The organism is Vibrio aestuarianus, assembly GCF_012395185.1.
Taxonomy (GTDB): domain Bacteria; phylum Pseudomonadota; class Gammaproteobacteria; order Enterobacterales; family Vibrionaceae; genus Vibrio; species Vibrio aestuarianus.
Genome location: NZ_JAAZTU010000023.1, coordinates 37,772 through 59,375 on the forward strand (window position 1 = coordinate 37,772; position 21,604 = coordinate 59,375).

Annotated in this window: 18 protein-coding genes; 7 read left to right on the top strand and 11 right to left on the bottom strand. The window is 43.8% G+C overall.

Going from position 1 to position 21,604, the window contains the following annotated elements; genetic code table 11:
• Window positions 1–3 precede the first annotated feature (3 nt).
• Complete coding sequence (locus HGG78_RS12100) at window positions 4–216, top strand: helix-turn-helix transcriptional regulator (RefSeq protein ID WP_216835564.1); 213 nt, start codon at window positions 4–6, stop codon at window positions 214–216.
• Window positions 217–296: 80 nt separating this feature from the next.
• A complete protein-coding gene (locus HGG78_RS12105; protein WP_172533010.1) occupies window positions 297–743 on the top strand; it encodes an RNase H family protein in 447 nt (148 codons plus the stop codon).
• A gap of 287 nt (window positions 744–1,030) precedes the next feature.
• On the opposite strand, the gene HGG78_RS12110 is transcribed toward HGG78_RS12105, so the two are convergent.
• From HGG78_RS12110 to HGG78_RS12160, 11 genes are all read right to left on the bottom strand, one after another.
• Window positions 1,031–1,885, bottom strand: a complete 855-nt coding sequence (locus HGG78_RS12110) for a tagatose bisphosphate family class II aldolase (protein ID WP_172533011.1) — start codon at window positions 1,883–1,885, stop codon at window positions 1,031–1,033.
• Entirely contained in the window at window positions 1,876–3,084 is a 1,209-nt protein-coding gene (gene nagA / locus HGG78_RS12115) for an N-acetylglucosamine-6-phosphate deacetylase (RefSeq protein ID WP_172533012.1), read from the bottom strand. The genes HGG78_RS12110 and nagA overlap by 10 nt, the downstream gene beginning before the upstream one ends.
• Entirely contained in the window at window positions 3,074–3,514 is a 441-nt protein-coding gene (gene agaF / locus HGG78_RS12120) for a PTS galactosamine/N-acetylgalactosamine transporter subunit IIA (RefSeq protein ID WP_172533013.1), read from the bottom strand. The genes nagA and agaF overlap by 11 nt, the downstream gene beginning before the upstream one ends.
• A 59-nt stretch (window positions 3,515–3,573) precedes the next feature.
• On the bottom strand, window positions 3,574–4,458 hold the full coding sequence (gene agaE, locus HGG78_RS12125) for a PTS N-acetylgalactosamine transporter subunit IID (RefSeq protein WP_172533014.1): 885 nt from the start codon (window positions 4,456–4,458) through the stop codon (window positions 3,574–3,576).
• Entirely contained in the window at window positions 4,448–5,224 is a 777-nt protein-coding gene (agaW, locus tag HGG78_RS12130) for a PTS N-acetylgalactosamine transporter subunit IIC (RefSeq protein ID WP_172533015.1), read from the bottom strand. Before agaW ends, agaE begins: the two co-directional genes overlap by 11 nt.
• A gap of 17 nt (window positions 5,225–5,241) precedes the next feature.
• Entirely contained in the window at window positions 5,242–5,715 is a 474-nt protein-coding gene (gene agaV, locus HGG78_RS12135; protein WP_170901422.1) for a PTS N-acetylgalactosamine transporter subunit IIB, read from the bottom strand.
• Window positions 5,716–5,739: 24 nt separating this feature from the next.
• Window positions 5,740–6,897, bottom strand: coding sequence for an SIS domain-containing protein (locus HGG78_RS12140; protein WP_172533016.1), 1,158 nt, complete (start codon window positions 6,895–6,897; stop codon window positions 5,740–5,742).
• Window positions 6,894–8,204, bottom strand: a complete 1,311-nt coding sequence (locus HGG78_RS12145; RefSeq protein ID WP_170901424.1) for a D-tagatose-bisphosphate aldolase, class II, non-catalytic subunit — start codon at window positions 8,202–8,204, stop codon at window positions 6,894–6,896. The genes HGG78_RS12140 and HGG78_RS12145 overlap by 4 nt, the downstream gene beginning before the upstream one ends.
• An 8-nt stretch (window positions 8,205–8,212) precedes the next feature.
• Window positions 8,213–8,989, bottom strand: a complete 777-nt coding sequence (gene agaR, locus HGG78_RS12150; protein ID WP_170901426.1) for a transcriptional repressor AgaR — start codon at window positions 8,987–8,989, stop codon at window positions 8,213–8,215.
• Between the two features lie 424 nt (window positions 8,990–9,413).
• A complete protein-coding gene (agaR, locus tag HGG78_RS12155) occupies window positions 9,414–10,181 on the bottom strand; it encodes a transcriptional repressor AgaR (RefSeq protein ID WP_172533017.1) in 768 nt (255 codons plus the stop codon).
• A gap of 860 nt (window positions 10,182–11,041) precedes the next feature.
• Window positions 11,042–12,034, bottom strand: coding sequence for an IS110 family RNA-guided transposase (locus HGG78_RS12160; RefSeq protein WP_170901430.1), 993 nt, complete (start codon window positions 12,032–12,034; stop codon window positions 11,042–11,044).
• A gap of 228 nt (window positions 12,035–12,262) precedes the next feature.
• Between HGG78_RS12160 and HGG78_RS12165 the strand changes: the two genes are divergently transcribed.
• The 5 genes from HGG78_RS12165 to hsdR all read left to right on the top strand — a co-directional run bounded on the left by HGG78_RS12165 (window position 12,263) and on the right by hsdR (window position 21,575).
• Window positions 12,263–13,042, top strand: a complete 780-nt coding sequence (locus HGG78_RS12165) for a hypothetical protein (protein ID WP_172533018.1) — start codon at window positions 12,263–12,265, stop codon at window positions 13,040–13,042.
• Between the two features lie 3 nt (window positions 13,043–13,045).
• Entirely contained in the window at window positions 13,046–15,985 is a 2,940-nt protein-coding gene (locus HGG78_RS12170) for a coiled-coil domain-containing protein (RefSeq protein WP_172533019.1), read from the top strand.
• Window positions 15,978–17,387, top strand: coding sequence for a hypothetical protein (locus HGG78_RS12175; protein WP_172533020.1), 1,410 nt, complete (start codon window positions 15,978–15,980; stop codon window positions 17,385–17,387). The genes HGG78_RS12170 and HGG78_RS12175 overlap by 8 nt, the downstream gene beginning before the upstream one ends.
• A complete protein-coding gene (locus HGG78_RS12180) occupies window positions 17,387–17,953 on the top strand; it encodes a condensin complex protein MksE (RefSeq protein ID WP_172533021.1) in 567 nt (188 codons plus the stop codon). The genes HGG78_RS12175 and HGG78_RS12180 overlap by 1 nt, the downstream gene beginning before the upstream one ends.
• A gap of 139 nt (window positions 17,954–18,092) precedes the next feature.
• Window positions 18,093–21,575, top strand: a complete 3,483-nt coding sequence (hsdR, locus tag HGG78_RS12185) for a type I restriction-modification system endonuclease (protein WP_338326137.1) — start codon at window positions 18,093–18,095, stop codon at window positions 21,573–21,575.
• Window positions 21,576–21,604: the final 29 nt, after the last annotated feature.

The window sequence follows — 21,604 nt, forward strand, 5'->3', positions numbered from 1 at the left end:
TCTATGCCTAATACCGCGATTCGTTTGATCCGTTTAAGCGAAGTTCTAGCCATGACGGGACTGTCTCGTTCCAGTATGTACCGTTCGATTGAAGAAAAGCAGTTTCCAGAACAAGTTCAGCTTGGTGGGCGTGCTGTTGCTTGGGTTGAGAGTGAGGTGCAGGAGTGGATGGAATCTCGTCTGAGCATGCGAGACAACCAAGAATCCTTTCAGTAGCACAAACATCAAATCACATCATCAACGGGGCGCTGGCTAAGCAAAGTCATGCGCCCTTTTTGCAATTAGAGAGATAAAAAATGAGCTATTCAATTTACGTAGACGGCGCTGCACCAAACAACCAACACGGATGTACACGAGGTGGCATTGGGCTGGTGGTCATGGATGAAGACAACGAGATTGTTCATGAAGAGAGCTTTACCATCAATCGAAAAACCGACAATACTGGGCTAGAACTACTGGCCTTAATTGAAGCATTGGAATACGCAGAAGATGGGGATGTTATCTATTTGGACAGAGATTATTGTGTGAAAGGTTTCAACATCTGGATGGACGATTGGAAAGACCGAGGTTGGCGTCGAGCGGATAAGAAACCGGTTGAGCATCGTCAACTCTGGAAGCAAGTCGATGAATTACGTTCTAGAAAGTGTGTTGAGGTACTTAAAGTCAAAGCGTATTCTGGTGTTAGAGGGAATGAAATAGCGGATTCGTTAGCAGTTGAAGCAGCTAGAAGCGATATCGATTGATGTAACAATACGGCTTGTAGGGTTTAGATTTATACCTACAAGCCGCTATTGCCTGTTATTTGCGTTTTTCTAGATAACATATAACTGAAGGTGGATGCGATAGGAGTGTGATAGGTGATAACGTGTAGTAGTTATTTCTAACAAACTGTTTCCTTGAAGTTTATTACGAAGGGGATAATGTTTATGCTTTCTTGGACTCTGGCTGACACCAAAGAATAAAAGGGTGCTAGAAATCCTAGCACCCAGGTAAACACGTTATAGGGGGAGTTTACCAAATTACATAAAAGTTAAAGTTTCCCTTCACTGCCACACATATGAATCTTATCCATCACGACTTGTTTCATCGCTGCTTTACCTGGAGTAATATATTTCCGCGGATCATTCGCATCCGGATGCTCAGCAAAATGCTGCTTAACAGCATTTGAGAAGGCGATTTTCAGTTCAGTTGCAACGTTGACTTTGCACACACCTAAGCCAATACAGCGGCGAACCATCTCATCAGGCACACCTGAAGCACCATGTAAAACAAGCGGAATGTCAACCACTGAATGGATCTTGTCCAGACGGTCAAAATCAAGTTTTGGTTCTGCTTTGTACAGGCCGTGGGCTGTCCCAATTGCCACTGCTAATGAGTCAATCCCAGTACGACGCACAAACTCTGCTGCCGATGCAGGATCTGTCATTAGCGCATCGGCACTATCGACGATCAGGTCATCTTCTTGTCCCCCCAAACGACCCAGCTCAGCTTCAACACTCGCGTCAAAGCGGTTGCAGTATTGAACTACGGAACGTACGATTTCTATGTTTTGGTCGAAGGCATGATGAGAGCCATCGATCATCACAGAGCGAATGCCGTGATCCACCTTAGTGCGGATATCCTGCAGATCTTCATGGTGATCAAGGTGCAAAACGAGTGGGATTGAGTGTTTATGCGCAGCTTCTTTACAGATACTAATTAGATAATCGGTACCTGCATAATCGTAAGTGCCAGGTGTGCCAGCAAGGATCACGGGAGAGCCCATCTCTGATGCTGTCTCGACGATAACCTGTACCGTTTCTAAGTTATGAATATTGAATGCAGGAACTGCATAGCCACCGAGTTGAGCACGTTTTAGCATTTCACGAGAAGATATTAGATACATAAAGCCTCCTGACTTGGTACGGGTTTAGTTTCGAATACAAGACGTCCGTTAACCCAAGTTTTTGTAATTGAGAAATCTGATTGAATTGCCACCATAGAAGCGCGTTTACCCATTTCTAAAGTGCCTAATTGATGTTGTAAGCCTAATGATTCAGCTGGGGTCAAAGACGCCATCAGCCACGCTTGCTCAAGTGGAATGTTGAGCCAGCGCTGAATGTTTTGTACTGCCGTTAACAAGGTCAGTGTGCTACCAGCTAGACTGCCAGAATCTGTTGTGACGACCCCATCTCGCATTTGCACTTGGTATTCGCCGAGGGTGTACTCACCATCTGGCATGCCCGCTGCACACATCGCATCGGTAATTAATGTCATGCGAGTGCCACAGCAACGGTGAGCGACGTCGATAGCCGCAGGGTGAACATGATGGCCGTCGGCGATCATCTCTACATAACTGTTAGGATTAAGAAGTCCGGCACCAACCACGCCCGGATCGCGGTGATGCAAACCACGCATACCGTTGTAGCAATGGACGATGCCACATGCCCCTGCATCGAGAGCCTTCTGAGCTTGATCGTAACTGGCATCAGTGTGTCCAAGCATCACTCGCACGCCTTGTTCATTGAGGTGGCGGATAGCCTTCAAAGCCCCCGTCTTTTCGGGAGCCAGAGCGACCTTAAGTAACTGGTTATCGCTATAAGAAATCCAGTCATCAAGCTCTTCAACTGATAAATCTCGAAACCATGCTGTAGGGTGTGCGCCACGATTTTTCTCTGTAAAATATGGCCCTTCTAAATACGCCCCAAGAAGCTCAGCACCGTCAACGCCCTGCCGCTTACTTTTCGCAACTTGTTTTAGCGCACATCGAATCTTTGCCACTGGCGCTGTCACGGTTGTAGCAACAAAGGCTGTAACGCCAAGACTTGCAAAGTAACGTGACATAGTATTTAGACTATCATGGTTGGCATCCATGACGTCGCAGCCCTGTGCCCCGTGGACATGACTGTCAATCATGCCAGGAAGCAAACTCACGGCGCCCAAATCTATAAAATCTACATGCTGCTGAGGTTCGAATTGCTCAATAACATCAATAACTCCGTCAACATTAACGGTAATTAAGGCATCGTTAAGCCAGTTATCACCATGTAATATCCGCTGAGCACGATAGCTCCGCTTCACATTAGTGTGTTGTTCAGATTCCATCTTCTTCTACCGTATCCGCGATTAGCGCTCTTTGTTCCATTTCCGCAGCCAATGAAGTGATTCCTCTATACCCACATTCAACAGCTTGCTTGCGAAACTCGACCAGACTGAGTTCATCTCGTTCAAGTAACATTTCCGCTGCCATCTGCATATTGGTGCCTGTAACAACTTCAATGTCATCTCGCTCTTGACTTAGAAGTGATGCGGTACGAAAAGGCGTACCACCTAATAAATCAGTCAGAAAAACAATACCTTCGCCAGAATCGACCTCTTCAATCGCCTCACGCATTGCTTGTTCAAGTTGTGGTGTAGTGGCCTCTTCTGGAAAGTCGATAAACTTGAACTGAGGTTGCTCTCCAATAACTTGAAACACCGCTTTTGCTAAACCTGAAGCGAAGCCACCGTGACCAGATAAAATTACTGCAATCATTTTTATGTTCCTTAGTGGGGCTGAACGCTCAGCCCCGTTTATCTTGTGTTAACAATGCCTTACAAGAAGCCCATAAAGCGTCCAGCAACTCCGAGTAACACAGTCAAACCGATTAACTTCAGAGGGCTCCAGCCGCGCTTAACTAATGCGTACATGGTCAAGGTGTAAACCAGTGGTAAGAATGCTGGCATCAACTTGTCGATAACGTCGCCCTGCAACTTAACCACGGCATCACCCGCTGTGATTTCTGCAGTTGTAGACAAACGAACGTATGTTGCAACTAAAGCACCGATAACCGTCATCCCGACCATTGATGCGGCATGCCCTACCTTTTTGGTGTTTGCTTTAATAACTGGAATGGCGGCGACCCCCATTCGGTACGCATAATGTGCCAAGCCAAAACGAAGACCAAAGTGCACCACGTTAAACAGTACGATGAAGAACACTGCGCCCATGATCGAGCCTTGCAGCGCAAGGTCAGCACCGATACCACCACAGATAGGAAGAAGGGTTAGCCAGAACATCGCATCACCGATACCACCCATGGGTGCACCAACCGCAATCTTGGTACTTTGGATACTGTTGATGTTCTGTTTTGAACGTTCCATCGCCAGTACGATACCCATAACGAATGTCACCAAGAATGGGTGGGTATTGAAGAAGCCCATGTGACCTTGCATTGCCTTAGATAGGTCCGCTTTATTGGTGTGAATCTTTTTCAGTGCAGGGAGTAAGCCATACAGCCAGCCCGAAGCCTGCATACGTTCGTAGTTGAAAGATGCTTGGAGCAGTAGTGAGCGCCATGCCATGCGGTTAATGTCCGCTTTGGTTAGCTCTGCGCCAATTTCCTTGTTTTCATATTCATCTTGAGCCACGCCTGGAGCGGGTTGCACATCAGCGTTTTGGCTACGGAGGTCGAGTTCGTTGCTTACATTAGATTCCATCTTCAAAGTCCTCAGCTGGTGCAGTTACAGGTGTTGGTTCGGTTTTGCGCATAAAGTCGATGATTGCCATAGCCGTTGCAGCAGCAGCAATAGCTAATATTGGAAGTTCTATCCAAGCTGCGGCTACAAAACCAAGAATGAAGTACGGGATGTAGGCATTTTTCATCATGATCTTCATCAGAACAGCAAAACCGATGGCAGGCATGATGCCACCCGCGACACCTAAGCCGTCGATAAGATCTTTCGGTAGGATTTCAACCATCTTTCCTGCGTGTTCAGCTCCAAGGTAGACTGGTAAGAATGCGCATAAGAAGTAGAAAGTACCCAGTACAGCTAATGCCATGTAGTTAACGCGTTCAATACCATTGATATCTGCATCTTGCGCGTACTCATCACACTTAGACATGACCGCTGACATTGCCGAGAAGAGTAGAGTGATACCCATTTGCACAGCGACCGCAAAAGGTACCGCGACACCAACCGCGACATTAGGTTCAACTTTTGTGGTGATAGCGAAAGCCGTACCGACGATGGTACCGATGATGACGTTTGGTGGCTGAGCGCCTGCAAGCGGTGCAAGACCCATCCAAATCAGTTCTAGCGTACCACCGACTAAGATACCAGTTTGCAAGTCGCCTAAAATTAGACCAACAAGCGGCCCAAGTACTACAGGGCGATGGAAGTGAGTGAGACCGTTGAATAAATCTAGGCCAGCAAAGAAGGCTAAGATGCCGAGCATCAACGCCTGTAAGAGTCCTATTTCCATGGTTGGTGTCCTTATTATTAGATAAGAGTAAAGAGGTCTGTGGCACTTTCAGTGGGTACACCTTGCATGGTGCATTTCACTCCTAGTGCTTTTAGTTTTTCAAATTCCGCCACGTCTTCAGTTCCGACTGAAACCGTTTTGGCAATTTGTTTTTTCCCTTCTACGTAGTGCATGTTCCCTACGTTGATATTGCTAATGGGTACGCCACCTTCGACCAATTGGCGGAAGTCTTTTGGTGTGCGGCATACAAGAAGAATTCGTTGACGATCAGACGCTTTATGGATGGTGTCGATCGTCTTCTGCACTGACCAGAAACGGATAGCGATCCCATCGGCTAACACCATTTCCATCAGGTTTTGTTGAATACTGTCTTCAGCAACCTCGTCATTCACGACAACAATGATGTTGGCATCGGCAAAACCTACCCACTGCACTCCCACTTGGCCGTGAACAAGGCGCTCATCAATACGACTTAAAACGATATTTGGCATGGTCTAATGTCCTTATAGAAATCTTTACTGATTGAATGGGTAGATGGTGACGCCTTGCACCACACGGTTTACTTCTCCAGTTGGGCAAGGGTTATCGGGCCCTAAGCCAAGCTGAAGTGATTTTTCACATGCCAACATCTGGCAGAAGAGAATAAATGGGAAGCAGAGCCACTGATCGCCCAAGCCTAGTCGCCCAAGTTCAAAGACATCTTCTTCGTTAAGAGCAATTTCTGAGATTGCAACGTGGCTAAGCGCCTGTTTATCGCGACGAATTTCGTTGAACAGATCCATGTCGTATTGGCGCGTATACGCCTGACTGGACAGCAGTTGGATAACGATTGCTTTTTCGTTAATCGTAAATTTTGGACCATGGCGAAAACCAAGTGAGGAATCGAATGTCGTCATTACTTTACCCGCACTTAGCTCTAGTGATTTCAGTGAAGCTTCTCGGGCTAATCCAGCAAAACCACCACTGCCCAGAACGATCAAACGCTCATAAGGAAGATCAGCAAGCGCTTTAATGGCGGGTTGCCACTGATGTAGCTTGTGCTCACACAATGTGGCTGTCGCTTCAATTTGTTCGTTCCACTGGCTTGGGGACTGATCGCCTAATAACGTTAGCGTTGCCATAAGCATGCAAGTAAAACTTGAAGTCATAGCGAAGCTTTTATCGTTTGAACCCTCAGGCATCAGCATGCAGTAAGCATTGTCAGCCGTTTGGGCATAGCGAGAAAGTTCACCTTCTCCATTACAGGTTAAAAACAGGTGATGACAGTCAGTAACCAACTGATCGACCAGTGCTACCGCTGCAACACTTTCAGGACTGTTGCCAGAGCGAGCATAAGAAACCAACAAAGTCGGGCGCGATGGGTCAAGATACTGCTGGGGATTTGAAACCAAATCGGTGGTTGGAATCGACACCACTTGGAAGCCCAGTCCTTGCTGAATAAATGGGGCTGCCGCATCACCAACAAAGGCAGAGGTCCCTGCTCCTGTCAAAATTATTCTCAAATCAGAGCGTTGCAACAGTGGAGTAAGAAATGCACTCACTGCTTCATACTGCTGCTCTAATATTGCAGACAGTGCACGCCATAAACGAGGTTGATGGCTAATTTCCTGAGCAGTGTGAACACCATTGTGTTGCTCTAACCATGGAACTTCATAGCCTAGAAATGAACTCATTTTATAGTCTCCTTGCTAGCCACGATGTTTGCATAACAGGCTTCGGAATAGACTTGCGTCACTTCCATAATCTTGTGCATAACAATCTCTGCGGGCTGATTTTGAATTTGATTTTGAGAAATGGCCTTAGCCTGATTTGGCAGATATTGGCTAAGGATTGTCACTGGCAAAGGATGGACAGTTAGGTTGTCAAACAAAGCCTGCTGCGCCGCTTTCACTTCTGGATGAGTCCAGTAGTAACGAATGCGATCACTTAAGCTATAACTGCAATCAAGGTATTGTTGATGCCCTTTGCTTGAGTAGTGTGAACGCCAGTAATTTGGTTGCTCGTGCATTACCTGTTCGATGGTGTCGCGTAGGTGCGAAGAATGATGGGTTCCAAGCCACTCTTTTTCTGCTCGTTCAAGACCATAGAAGGCCTCACGTAGAGCAAATGTCAAAGCAGGACCAACCTTTAAAATGGCGAAATGGTCGCGCACAAGTTGGTGGTATGCCGGTGGGTTCTGGTAATCGGTAGAGTGAGCTTCAAAAACAAGGTGTGGCTGAGTGTCTATCATCTTGCTCAGCAACTGAGCCTCATCACTCTGATAGTGGTGTACCATATGGTGGTCAAACTCAACACCTGGCTGAACAACCAAACCAATCACACGTGGCCATACATAACCAAGCCCTACATCACTGAATGCCTGATGGTGAGCATCTAGTGTTGCTAACGCCTGTTCTGGCTTAGTCACTTCAATACACTCATCCTGCAACGATTCAAGAGCGCCGCCCGGAGTAGGTACTTCCGTTCCGACAACATATAGAGGGGCTTCACCACCTACGCTTTTCCAAGCCTTTTCCGCAACCAAACATAGTTGTGCGGCTCGCGATGCCATCACCTCTTCACTCAGAGGCAATGAATCGTCAGCACATGGCATAGAACAGTCGAGATGAATCTTCTTAAAACCAGCACAAACGTAGTCATGGATCATTTGCGCTGAATATTCCATCGCTTGGCTTGCAGACAAGTTTTGCCAACAATTTGGACCAAGGTGATCACCACCCAGCACCACTTTCTCAATAGGGAAATCGAGACGCTCAGCTAACGCGAGAACATGGTTTGAAAAATCCTGCGGTGTCATTCCCGTATAGCCACCAAACTGATTGACCTGATTTGAGGTAGCTTCTATCAACACCAGCTGTTGATCCTGTGCAGCTTGCTTAATCGCAGCCTCAAGAACTAGCGGATGCGCCGAGCAAACAGAGTAAATGCCCGTTGCTTGACCTTGCTTATGCTGTTCGATTAGAGAAAGTAACGCTTTCATTTTTATTCCTAGTTAACGGTTTGGTCGGCAATAATCACGTCAACACCCATTTCAAGAAGGGCGCGATGTGTTGCATGGGGAATATTGCTATCAGTTACCAACACATCGATTTGGTGAGCTGCACGGATCATGCAAAAGCTTTTTCGACCAAATTTACTTGAGTCAGTAACCGCGATGACTTGGCGAGCAACTTCACACATGGCTCGGTTGACTTGCGCTTCTTGAGTATCAGGAGTCGTCACACCGGCTTGCAGATCGAATCCATCCACGCCAAGAAACAGTTTGTCAAAAAGGTAAGAGCGAATTTGCTGTTCCCCATGATTTCCCGTTAGTGAACATGATGCGCGGCGCAGGCTGCCACCAACCACATGGAGGTCGATATTCTCTAGCTTGCTAAGTTGATAAGCGGTATTGAGTGCATTGGTCATAACAACGAGCTGCTGCTTGTTAGTTAAATACTGAGGCATGAGACCGATAGTGGTACCTGAGTCTAAGATCACCACCTCACCATCATTGATGAGCTCGGCTGCGGCTTGCGCGATGGACTGCTTGGCACTGCGATTGAGTTGATCTTTGCGATAAAGAGGCTGATCAAATGCAAAGTTTGGATTGAGAGTAGCGCCACCATAACAACGGAACACACAGCCTTCTTTCTCGAGCAAGTTCAGGTCATGGCGAATCGTTACCGCAGAAACATTGTACTGTTCTGCAAACTCGTCCACTTTCCCTGAACCATGGCTGCATATATATGCCAATATTTGCTGTCTTCGTTCTGCACTGGTCATCTACCAATTCCTCTTTCGTTACATTTCATTTTCTGCATGAAATGTTTCGATTTCCTTTTGATTGGTATTAAAGCAGGACGGGTTGAGGAAAAGTGAAAGCTGGATCACAGTCAGTTTTCTTTCGGTTTGGACTCAAAAAACCTTTCACTTGACAAAAAGTGAAAGGTTAGCCTTTCACTTTTTGTCTAAATTTGTACTTTGTAAGTACCATAAAAGCTGACTTTTACTATTTTAAAACTGAAAGAATGAATGAATCCGCCACAATTGATTAGGTTTCGAAATACAACCTGTTTGAGATCACAAACTGGAGCATCAGTGAATTTTTATAGCGTAATAACAGCTAAATCAACCGGAGCTTGGCTGGTTCAAAAAATCACGTTATAAGCACTAAAATAGATTTATAAAGGAATACTAAGGAGTGAGATTATGCGACGATTCGAACATCAACACCCAATGCTGTAAGGTGGTCGACATAGCTTTGATGGATACCGCTATCAGTGATTAATATGTTCAGTTGTTCTGGACGAGCAATCAGACAAAAGCTTTGACGGTCAAACTTCGACGAATCTGTTACCGCAATGACGGTTTGAGCAGCCTCTAACATTTTCCGGTTAATATCAGCCTCACCTTGATGAGGTGTCGTAATTCCTGCCGATTTATCAAACCCATCAACCCCCAAGAACACCTTATTGAACCGATAGCCAGTGACTAAGTCTTCTCCACCGACACCATGAACTGAGTAGGAATTTTTACGCATCGTGCCACCAGTCACCATAACAGTGACATTAGTTTTATTGGCAAGGTGATAGGCGATATTGATACCGTTGGTCATGACAACAAGGTCATGCTTAGCGTCAAGATGGTAAGCAATCTGCTCGGTCGTCGAGCCTGAGTCAAGAATGACTTTATCGCCATCAGCAATAAGAGATGCAGCGTATTTCCCGAGCTTAGCTTTGATATTACTGTTGAGCTGCTTCTTATCATTCAATGGACGCTCAAAAGCAAACTGATTATTTAGCAGCGCACCCCCATAACATCTTTTTACACAGCCTTGTTTCTCAAGATAATTGAGATCATTGCGAATCGTAACCTCTGAAACATTATAAAGTTCAGAAAAATGGTTAACTTCGCCTTTTTGGTGATTTTGAATGTAGTGAAGGATCTCTTCACGTCTTTGGGTTGTGGTGGTCATAGGGAAATACTCCGACAAGTAAACATTTTACTCTAGCTAATTTCTGCAGAGGGCCGAAACAAGTGCTTTAATTCATGGTGTAACGCAGTGTCTCTCTAAGATAGGTAATTAGACTCTTCGTTTGTCTCAATGCATTCATCTTTAACTCAATCCCAACCAAAGTGTTTTTCGTATTCAGGGTATTGAATAATGGTTCCTCACGTCTCGCCATTCTCTGAAATCCTTAAGACATCGTCAATCTCGACACCGAGGTGTCAATCTTGCTTCCGATCTTAACATTGAAGAGCGAATCTAGTGAGCGAAGGAAATGCAGTACAGTTTATTAAGCTCACCAACCTTTCTGTAAATAAGGTGGTGTTTTACTGCTCTTTGATTGAAAACTAGTCCTCAGTAGGTGAATTTGGCGATGATGATTGACATAACTTTGTTCATCGACAATCACGCTTGTACTTGAGTAAGCTGAAGTGATAGCTGACGGTTGGTATGAGTAATGACGAGGATACTATGTGAATCTTGCTTTTTTGAATATTTATGCAATCTAACAATGGGGAGAGCCAGCGTTACGTTTAAATAAATGTTATGCTACCGGTTTTGTATAAGGGTTTAACTCCGACTGATAAATGTCCAATGTATGGTACGCCCCGTTTTGCAAGTAAAAATTCAAAATAACGGGAGCTGGTTTGCGCTAATGTATTCGGAGTCTAATTGAGACTTTATCTTTAGCCCCAGCTCCACGATGAGATCCGCGCCAGATTGTCCTCAAAAATGTGAAAGCATATTGGTTGCTGTTCTGGACATCAGGTTTTCAATCTGGTGGTCTAACCGTTTTGTCATCTTTCATTTTCATATGCAAACTTGATTTATGTTCTGATCTCGAAAGTTTTATGAGTTGCCATAACTGACCAAGCGATTTTGGCTAGCTTATTTGCCAATGCTACTAAAGCTACATTGAAAGGTTTTCGACGCTTCAAGTCTAATAACCACGTACCAAAATATTTCTCCGCGGTAGCATCTCGCCACAGCACTGATCTTGCTGCGTGAACAAACAGTTCGCGAAGTTCTTTGTTACCTCGTTTCGATATTCCAAGAAGCCTCGGCTTACCCCCTGTCGAATATTGAAATGGAACTACTCCTATCCAGGCAGCAAAATTACGACCGTTGGAAAAATCTTTGGGATCTGACACGGCAGACAGACAACAAGCAGCAGTCATTGGACCTACTCCAGGAATAGATTGCAGCAAAGTAAACAGTTCATTCTCATGATTAAGAGTTTCAATCTTCTTATCTTGTTTTTTAATCTTATCATTGAGTTCGTTGTAATGATCGAGTTGTTCTCGTAGCTCAAAAACAAGTAGTGGAGGAAGTGACTGCCCAGTGTCAGCAAGCCACTGAAAAAGCCGTTTCATATTTGCATGACCACGAGGGAAGCTAAAACCAAATTCAACAAGAATTGAAGAAATTCGGTTCATCACAGCCGTCCTTTCCCTTATATAGCAAGTCCGAATTCGACGAATTACGCTTCCTAACTGCGCTTGCTCAGATTTAGGTGTTACAAACCTCATTTTAGGTCTTGTCGCTGCTTCGGTTATGGCGTCGGCGTCAATGAAGTCATCTTTGTGACTTTTAACATAAGGCTTAACGTTGTGGCCAAATTCTTGGCAACGTCTAGCTAGCCAGTTTGCACCACAACAAGCTTCCATCACTATAGTTACAGGTTCATGTGCAGAGATAAATTGAATTAATTTAGCCCTTGAGAACTTATGTCGATAAAGCTCTTGACCAGAATGGTCGTGACCAACCAAGTGAAAGGTAGATTTACCAAGATCGATACCGATTGTTTTGATAGCTGACATGACTGAAGTGCAGCGATTATGCTGAGTGTAGTTTAGGTGTGGGGCGTACCATCTAATTAATGTAATCAGTGTTTACCTGTCGCCAATAGCGTCATATTATTTTTAGCGATAAATTCAGTCAATCATTAACCGAGATCAACTGGCTCTAATCTACTGGGATCGCATTTCTGTCTATGCGAGCTTGGTATAATTTCCCCGCTACTCTCGATATCACTTGGGTTCGAGCAAATGAAACTAAATAGTTACTTAAGAAAGATAGAACAAGGTCAACCAATTAATCTCGAACATTTTCGGCGATGTCTACCATCTTCTGATGATGGCGTATGGAGAAAGATTTACAGTTATGTTCGAGTACGCGATGGCTACCTGTTAACCATTGATGATACTGAAGCTCACAAAAAATTGTATGTGGAGAAACCGAGTAGTCGAGTGAGTGCCTCTAAGTTAGGTCGATCTCATGACTTTCAGACGAATTTTTCTCATCTATTGGTGTTAAATCGTGTCAATGACTCTCAAATTCCCTTCGTCGTTGTATGTGATGTTAATGGGTTCAGAGCTGGGGGTAAGCTCGTAGGCAAGCGAGCTGTCCTGATTGAGAATATTGAAAATTTTTATAGATACCAGGAGTTTATAGAGGCTCTTGGTCACTCCAGGTTGGTAGAAGAGAGTGATGTTATTTTTGGTTCTGGGAATCAAATATGTCATCACCTAAATATTTCGTTTCTATCAAGTTATGAAGATATTTATTGTGCTCAAGATGTTGAGCTTGGCGGGCTTACTACATTTAAGTCACTAAAAAATGCGCTGCCGCAGTGTAAGTGGTTAGCTCCCACTAATTGGGAAGATTTCAGAGATAGCTTCAAGTTAAAGCCTAAGAATAGTAACCATCTAGCTAAAGCAATTAAGCTTGCCAGAGAGCTAGATCTCAGTACTGAGGCCGATTTAATGAACCAAACTCGTCATTTTATGGAGCAGGAAGCCTTCCTTCCTGTGCTTAAACAGGATTAATTTATGCTAAAGAATGCCATAGACAATTTGCTTATTAGTATTTCACGTTTAATTGCTATTGATTCGGCGGGGGTGGCCATCGCAGAGATTGACCTTAGAGAGGGAGGAATCTTAATTGGTGGCGGGAATATTGGTAAAACGTCGATCCTCAATGCGATCCGATTATTTTTATTACCAGAAGAAAACTTCAAAGACTCAAAAAACAAGTTCGGCTTTTCAGATAAAGAAGGCAACTTTTACTCCAATGATGAGTGTTTTGAACACTACTTTCCGAGCAGCACCAGCTTTTTAATTTTAGAGTGCGATAACTATTTAGGCGGACCTATACCTCACTGTCAGATACTTTATCGCGGTAGTTCAGAAAAACTCGATTATCGCCGCATGTTTACCTCGCTAAGATATGAGCAAATACGCCACCTTTTTTGGGATGACAATGCCGGAGACGATGGTATTGGTGGTCGAGTAGATGATCTAACGCTTAGCAAAGTACAGGCTTTTCTCAAGCGTGAGGACAAGCATTTTAAGTCATTGGTGCGTTCATCTGCGATTAAAGAAGTGATTTACGCTAATCAACTACTCGATATTGATGCGATGCGTTTTTGCTTGTTCCCTCTGAGTTCAACTAAAGATGCAGATGTCGATGCCTTTCGCGCACTCGTTCGTTTGTTATTCGATATGAAGACCGGTTCGGACACGGTTCGTTTAGCGGTCGCCAACATCATTGAATCCAGAAAAAAGGAGCGAAAAGACGAGCTTAATTTCGATATTGATGCCTTTATTAATCATAACGACATGTTGTCACGCCGAGAGCTAATACTCAAAAAGATTGAAAGCCTAAGACCTGAGTTCGATAAGCTTGCTCTTAGTCATCAACAATTAGTGAGTAATAAAGATGCTGAAGATGCGTTGATGCAGTACGCGATGATGCTAGGTAGCCGAATTAATCAAGAAAACCAAATTCTTAAGCAAGAAGAGATACAGCTAACGTTACAGAAAGGAAAGGTAGACTTGGCTAAGAAAGCGTGTGATGACACTCTTGATAAACAAAAGACGTTACAAGGTGAAATTAACGTACTGTCTCGTAGGCAGAAAAAGCTTGATGATGCCGTACAAAAAACGATTTTAATTGTTAATCAATACGATGAAAGCGAGACTATCGAATCAATTGTCTCTGGTCATCGTGAGCACTTAGCTGACAAAGAACAAGCATTAGCATTAAAGCAAGATGCGGAGAAGCGACAAGCTGAATTGGAAGCTCTTAAGCAAGAAGTCGGAAAACTTGAAGAGATGGAAGCTCGCTATCTGACTTCAGTCAACGCTCAGGAATACAAGCTGTTTAATCAGTTACCAGAGAGTGTCTGGATGAAATTAGCCGCTGTGAACCTTGAGGTGGCGGAGTCTAACCCTACACGACCTTTAACTTTGTCTGAACAACAGGCAATCGAATCTTTTACGGATTTATTAGAGGAGAAAGAACAGCATTATACACTTTGGGGGGTAGAGCTTGAGCCTATCAAAGTGGACAATCGAGAATCAGATCAAATCCGCCTATCTAAGGTACAAGAGACACTAGGGCGTAAACGCAAGCGAATGTTGGACTTGAACGCGATGGATAGTCAGTCCCGTTTTGAGCGAGTTAAAGATATATCTGCACTTGAAGCTGAAATTAAACGTACACAAAACGAAATCAGTTTGTTGCTTGCGTACACCAATGACACTCATCAGCTTACAGATATTAATAAAGAACTCGCGGAAGCTGAGCAAGCTCGTGACTCGCTAAAAAAACAGTTTGATGCACAAAATGCTCTGTTGTTACAAGAGAAGCATTCGTTTGGAGCGCAAACTGACAAACTAACCGAGAAAAAAGAACAGCTAGAAAAATTAACCAGATACAACGTTAGGGTCAAAGCGGAACTTCAGGCGCATCATCTGCCAGTAAGCGATTTTTCAGTCTTACCTGACCAAACAGTGGACTTGTCGGAAGAAACACTGCACAAGCGAATTGAGAGTCTAAACAGTAAGCGTCAAGCAAAGACAGATATTACAGAGAGGCTCCAAGATTTCGTTAGAGAGCAAGTGCTAGAAAATGACGATAAGTTGATGCTGTCTCACCTAGATGATGAACTTCTAGAACATGCATTTCACCAGCTTCAAACGCGCTATCAAGGCCTAGATGAGGAGTTTGATATTCTGCGTAAACACTTTATTGAACATAAGCACTCTGTTCATGCCATTATCAATGAGCTAAAAAACAATCGAGAAATGGTTCGCCAATTTGAGCAAAGTATTAATCGAGCGTTTGAGGGGGTAGTGATTAATGATTTGTCGCAAGTAGAAGCCAAAATCAAAGTGGAAGCTCGATTTGATGATTTGGTGAATGAAATTGAGTTTTTTGATACTCATTCTGATCAAAAAGCCTCCGAACAATTTATTGAACGTCTCAAGGCCTTTAGTAAAAAGTTCTTCCCAGAAGGCACAGCCGCATTGTTAACGATGGAGCAGATAGTATCTGGAATTTCATACCGAGTGAAAAAGCAGGGACAAGAAGGTTGGGAGAGTAAATCACAATCTACTTCGACCATTATGCTTATCAATATCAAACTGGTAGAAATTTTACTTGGTAGATTGAGAAACAGCGCTTGTTCTACTCAGTTTCCATTGGTTATTGACGAAGGTGCTTCGGTTGATAGCTCCCAATTTGACTGGCTGTTGCCCAATATGAAACAAGCAGGATTTAGAGTATTAAGCGCATCGACTAATTCTGCATCCAGTGAGATCATCTTCAAATTTGGGCAGCATTTTCGATTAGATGCCATGCGAACAGCAACACCTTATAGCAAAGCAAGAACCATTGCATTTACTGGTATGCCAGAAAGTTTTGTGACAAAAGGAAGTGCGTTGGATAGAGAGCAGCTTGATATGTTTGGAGAGGCATATGAGTGATCAACGACTTCTAACCATCCCTACATTTGCCATAATGCTTGAACATCACACCATCATGAGAGATGTGATCCGTACAATGGATGAGAGCGGTGAGCCTTATGTGAGAGAAGCCTCCTTTATCTCTAGATTGCACCGTTACATAAAGGGGCAAAGCAAAGAGAAGCAGAAACAATTACGTACAGCCTTTTCTACCGACAACTTATTAGCTTCCCATATTTTGGTGGATAAAGATGAGTTCGGGGGCGAGAGTCGCTTGATCTTTGATCGTGCGGTGATAGGGGTATTCCGTCTGTTTGATCGCAGTCTATTTCAAGACCTTACCGATGTTGCACTTAAGATCCAGCTCGGAGGCATACGGTTACTCCTAGAAAAGCTCCAATCGGGTTCGATGTTGTATAGCGATAGTGACCTAGATTTCAAGGAGTTAATTGACGAGTTATTTCATCAATTGAGTGAGCTGCTTAACAGCATCCGCTTGAACTTGGTCAAAATGCAGACCATCAACCAAGAGCTCAGCGATGCGAGTGAACTTGCCGCGAAGTCTCATAATCCACAAGTGTTTTCTGCTCTTCAGCAAGAGTCGATAGAAAAAATATCTTTACTGCTTTCTCGCCACATATTGCCAACTAGGCAGTTTTTGGATGAAAAAAGCCGTTTGAAAGATGGCCCGAACTTGTTTGAATGTCTGCAAAGCTTACGCAGTCAGTTCGACCTCCATCAAGACCATCTGCGGGCTAATGCGATGCTAAGGTATGAGGTGAGTTTTAACAGCTTCCATAAACAGATAAGCAAAGTTTCTCAATCGGTGGATCAGTTTTTGGCTCGCTCCAAAAAACGCCTTCAACAGTTTAATGCAATTGAAGGCGCGTTTAATGAGTTAGTGAATGCATTAGATGCCACAAAACAAAACCTCAAGCGCAGCCAGATTGATGGGCAATTTGCTCGTGATAACGGAACCTTTATGGGTTTAATGCAGCAAGCTAGGCCCAAAGTGCTGCGTATCAGTAGTTCAGAAGCCTACTTAAACAACGTAGTCAGTGATATTGAAGCGCGAGTTGTGGATAGGAGTTTGCTAGAGCAGAGCCGTTATGTGGATTTAGTCAGCGTAAAAGATGATTCTACTGAACAAAGGCTTGCACGTGCAGAGCAGATCTTTGAGTTAGTTAAAGATATGAAAATGGCAGAGTATCAGGATCTCACACTCTCACTTCATCGTCGCCTTAAAGATTATTTCTCTGACTATCACTTTGTTGACCTATTGGAAGGTCTGAACTTCATATTGCGAAGTGAGGCAATGCTTGATGGACATACACTCAAAATGACTAACTTTCGTCAGCGTCTCGCCCAAGGCGACAATATTTATTTATACCGCAAAATTCGAACAGAGCGAGTAATTCAGTAATGAGCCCCTTTTCTCAAATCAACATGGCGAAAAGCCAGCAGATATACGCCACCTTCGTTAATGGTAAGGTGATCACCAAGCAGGTTTATGACCTTTATCAGCAGAGTTTTCTAGAGAGCCCACTCTATACCGAGCTTTACAATAATTTAGATCACTTTACCGATCTCTACCTTCATATAGGTTACACGCTTAACTTCAATGTCGAGGGCGAGTTTTTCTATATTAGCCGCAGTGAAGCTGAAGAAGATGCAGACACAAATGCTACTAAGATACAGGCAATGTTGTTGATTATTGCCCGCTATTGGGTAGACAAAGGTTTTGACCTAGACGATTTAATGACGCCAGTCATTGGGCTAGGGCGCACGGCACTAGAAGAAATCGCCGAACAAACGATTTATGATGATATTCGTCAAGCTCTCGGAATAGAGACATGGGATAAGGCCTTAAACTACCTCGCAGACAGAAACTTTCTCTATCAATGTGGTGATAAGCATTACATTTTGAGCTCAGCAGGTATGCACTTCCTTAATCTGCATGTTGAAAAGTACTCTCAAGAACAAGATTAGTTAGTTTTTACGTTATCGATGGTGTCAGTTAGGTTGATGTTGGTTAGCTAAATCTCTGAATTAACTAACAGTCTTAAACATAGTAAAATGCTAATCTAGTTGCAGTTAAAGCCTGTTGGAGCTGATGAAGGAACTTTGCGTGGATAAAAGTAATTTTGAGTTTTTAAAGCATTATGATGAATTGCTGTTTCAATTAGCAAATCGAGCAGAGCAATGTTTTGTTCCTGACCCCAACACCACTCTAGTAAAGATTCGTCAGCTAGGCGAAGCACTAGCACAAAACGTTGCTGCACGTGTTGGCGTTCGTTATGGCAAAGATGAAGATGGAAGAGATATTAGACAAGTCGACCTTTTGCGCAATCTAGAGTACAAACTCACCCTCGATCCGCGTATTAGTGATTCTTTCCACACAATAAGAAAGCTTGGTAACACTGCTAACCATGACTTCACTTCTTCTAGTCACAGAGATGCGTTAAAAGCTTTGGTGCTAGGGCATGCCCTTAGTGCTTGGTACCACACTCTGTTTGGCGGCTCTCACGCAAAAGGATTCAAACCGGAACCATTTATAAAGCCTCAAGACCCATCTGAACATGTAAGGCAGCTCGAAGAAAAACTGCAAGCGTTAGAAATTGCGCAGCAAAGAACCTCTGAACGATTAAAAGTCGCTGAAGAACTCAAACAAGTTGAAGCTGAAAAAGCTCACGCGCAGAAAAAGCGAGCTGAGCAGATGCAGGCAGAAAGCCAGTTATGGGAAGAGGTTGCAACTGAACATGAAGCTACTCTGGCTGACTACCGCCACAAAATGGACATGGCTAATGTTAAGTACTTTAAGATGTTTTCACAGCAAGACTCTCAAGCACAAGCAAAAGTCATTGAGCAAGTTGAAAAGTCACGTTTGGAGCTAAATGAAGAAGAAACACGAGTTCTTATTGATGAGCAACTTAACGATGCGAAGTGGAAAGCTGACAGCGTAAACCTCAAATATTCAAAAGGGGCAAGACCAGTTGCCAATGAAAATCGCGCTATAGCTGAATGGCCGACTAACTCTGGTCCGGCTGATTACGTTCTATTTATGGGGTTAACCCCTGTAGCTATCGTTGAAGCTAAAAAAAGTGCGAAGAATGTCTATGGCGCAATTGACCAAGCAAAGCGCTATGCCAAAGGCTTAACCAATAAAGGTGGGATTGTTATTGAAACCACTTACGGTGAGCTCAAAGTGCCAGTCGTGTTTGCGACCAATGGTCGACCTTACTTAGAACAACTAGAGCAAGAGAGTGGCATTTGGTTTTTGGATGTTCGAGACACGACTAATCGCCGTAGAGCACTGAAAGGTTGGTACTCGCCTAGTGAGATTAAAGCTTACCTCCGTCAAACGCCACAACAAGCAGAGCAAGAACTTGACCAGATGGGGTTTGATTACGACCTAAAACTTCGTGACTATCAGATTAAGGCAATTCAGTCAGTAGAACAGGCGATTAAACAAGGTAAGACGAATGCGCTGGTGGCAATGGCAACCGGAACCGGTAAAACCAAAACCTGTATTGCTTTAGTGTATCGCTTACTCAAAGCGGAACGTTTTCGCCGAATTCTATTTTTGGTTGATCGCTCTGCACTTGGCGTTCAGGCAACCACTGACTTTGGAGAAGTTCGCTTAGAGAACTTAAATACCTTTGCCGATACATTCGATGTTATTGGTATGGAAGCAGATAAACCACCAGTCGCTAAGCCTGAAGACGATACTAAAGTCCATGTCGCTACTGTACAAGGCTTAGTGAAACGTATTTTGTACCCGAATGATGGTGATACCAAACCAGGCGTTGGTCAGTACGACTGCATCGTGGTTGATGAATGTCACCGCGGCTATCTGCTTGATAGGATTCAGAGTGAGACGGAACTAGAGTTTCGTGATCAAAAAGATTACCAATCCAAGTACCGAGCAGTTTTGGATTACTTTGATGCTTTCAAAATTGGCTTAACTGCCACGCCAGCCCTACATACGGTAGATATTTTTGGTGAACCTATTTTTAGCTACACCTATACAGAAGCGGTAATAGATGGCTATCTTAACGATCATTTGCCACCGATAAGAATTCACACCAAGTTAGCGGAACAAGGTATTCATTACGATATCAACGAAGAAGTTCAGGCTTACAACGTTGAAGATAATACGATTGAAAAGTATCTGACTCCCGATGAGCTCGATTTTGATGTTTCACAGTTTAACAGGAAAGTTGTTAGCCCAAATTTCACCAAGGTTGTGACGAAATGGCTAATCGAAAGTGACGCGATTAACCCGTACTCAGAAGCGAAAACACTCATATTCTGCGTAACAGATAAACATGCAGACCAGGTGGTAGAAGCACTAAAAGAAGCATGTGAACATTACCACGGTGAAGTAGAAGATGACGCCATTCAAAAAATCACTGGCGCAACGGACAAGCCTCTCGAAAAAATCCGTCTGTTTAAGAACGATCGTTTACCCAACATTGCGGTGACGGTTGATCTATTAACCACTGGAGTTGATGTTCCTAAGATTTGTAATCTGGTCTTTCTGCGTCGTGTGAATAGTCGAATTTTGTTTGAACAGATGTTAGGTCGTGCCACACGTTTATGTGATGAGATCGTCAAGGGCCCATTTCGAATCTTTGACGCGGTCGATATCTATACTCAGCTCGAAGATGTGAACAGCATGAGGCCTGTCGTGACCAACGTGAATATCACGTTCAGCGAGCTCGAGAATGAAATGACTCAAGTCGATGAAGAAGAGCTGCAAAGCTTGGCTAAGAATCAGTTTATCGCCAAGTTACACGTTAAGCGTCGTCACTTAACCGAATCTCAACGCGAAGATTTTGAAACTATTGTCGGCCAATCCCCTGAAGACTTTATTCAAGATTTGAAGAGTCGACCAGTTGATGAAGTTGCCCAGTGGTTTACCAAGCATCCGGGATTAGGCGAGCTGTTAGATAGTAAAGTGACCGGAGGAGGTAATCGTCCTCCAGTGATTATTTCTGATCATGACGACGAGGTGGCCAATGTCACTACAGGTTACGGCGATGGACAAAAACCATCCGATTATCTGCAAGCATTTAGCGATTTTGTTAACGCCAACAGCAACCGTTTGATCGCAATTCAAACAGTTGTGCAAAAACCTTGGGAATTAACAAGAAAAAGCCTAAAAGAGCTGGCGATTGAGCTTGAAAAGAACCGCTTTAGAGAACAAGATCTGCAAGTTGCGTGGAACGAAGTAAAAAACGAAGAAATCGCCGCTCGAATCATTGGATTTATTCGTCAAGCTGCGCTCGGCGAGCCTCTTATCCCTTTTGAACAGCGAGTAGAAAAAGCGCTTGAAACCATGTTAGCGAGTCAAGAGTGGAAAACACCGCAAAAGAAATGGTTAGAGCTTATCGCCAAACAGATGAAAGCAACCACCATTGTTGACTTGCCAGCACTCGACCAAGGCATTTTTAAGCAGCAGCAAGGTGGGCTAAAACGCGCTAACAAACTTTTTGAACAGCCTGTAGAGGATGTTCTCTTACAATTTAACAAAGCATTGTGGCAATCAGTTGATCAAACGTCACCTGATGAGACAACCAAATCGCAGCCACAACAACAATCAGCTTAAGCTGGTCAATACAATAGGTAGTAAATTTA

What these genes read in the sequence shown, in the direction of transcription:
- agaF (WP_172533013.1), bottom strand. Translation starts at nt 3,514, where the DNA reads ATGATTGCAGTAATTTTATCTGGTCACGGTGGCTTCGCTTCAGGTTTA.
- HGG78_RS12145 (WP_170901424.1), bottom strand. Translation starts at nt 8,204, where the DNA reads ATGAAAGCGTTACTTTCTCTAATCGAACAGCATAAGCAAGGTCAAGCA.
- agaV (WP_170901422.1), bottom strand. Translation starts at nt 5,715, where the DNA reads ATGCCAAATATCGTTTTAAGTCGTATTGATGAGCGCCTTGTTCACGGC.
- agaE (WP_172533014.1), bottom strand. Translation starts at nt 4,458, where the DNA reads ATGGAATCTAATGTAAGCAACGAACTCGACCTCCGTAGCCAAAACGCT.
- HGG78_RS12105 (WP_172533010.1), top strand. Translation starts at nt 297, where the DNA reads ATGAGCTATTCAATTTACGTAGACGGCGCTGCACCAAACAACCAACAC.
- HGG78_RS12170 (WP_172533019.1), top strand. Translation starts at nt 13,046, where the DNA reads ATGCTAAAGAATGCCATAGACAATTTGCTTATTAGTATTTCACGTTTA.
- HGG78_RS12100 (WP_216835564.1), top strand. Translation starts at nt 4, where the DNA reads ATGCCTAATACCGCGATTCGTTTGATCCGTTTAAGCGAAGTTCTAGCC.
- agaR (WP_172533017.1), bottom strand. Translation starts at nt 10,181, where the DNA reads ATGACCACCACAACCCAAAGACGTGAAGAGATCCTTCACTACATTCAA.
- nagA (WP_172533012.1), bottom strand. Translation starts at nt 3,084, where the DNA reads ATGGAATCTGAACAACACACTAATGTGAAGCGGAGCTATCGTGCTCAG.
- HGG78_RS12110 (WP_172533011.1), bottom strand. Translation starts at nt 1,885, where the DNA reads ATGTATCTAATATCTTCTCGTGAAATGCTAAAACGTGCTCAACTCGGT.
- HGG78_RS12180 (WP_172533021.1), top strand. Translation starts at nt 17,387, where the DNA reads ATGAGCCCCTTTTCTCAAATCAACATGGCGAAAAGCCAGCAGATATAC.
- HGG78_RS12165 (WP_172533018.1), top strand. Translation starts at nt 12,263, where the DNA reads ATGAAACTAAATAGTTACTTAAGAAAGATAGAACAAGGTCAACCAATT.
- agaW (WP_172533015.1), bottom strand. Translation starts at nt 5,224, where the DNA reads ATGGAAATAGGACTCTTACAGGCGTTGATGCTCGGCATCTTAGCCTTC.
- HGG78_RS12160 (WP_170901430.1), bottom strand. Translation starts at nt 12,034, where the DNA reads ATGTCAGCTATCAAAACAATCGGTATCGATCTTGGTAAATCTACCTTT.
- HGG78_RS12140 (WP_172533016.1), bottom strand. Translation starts at nt 6,897, where the DNA reads ATGAGTTCATTTCTAGGCTATGAAGTTCCATGGTTAGAGCAACACAAT.
- agaR (WP_170901426.1), bottom strand. Translation starts at nt 8,989, where the DNA reads ATGACCAGTGCAGAACGAAGACAGCAAATATTGGCATATATATGCAGC.
- HGG78_RS12175 (WP_172533020.1), top strand. Translation starts at nt 15,978, where the DNA reads ATGAGTGATCAACGACTTCTAACCATCCCTACATTTGCCATAATGCTT.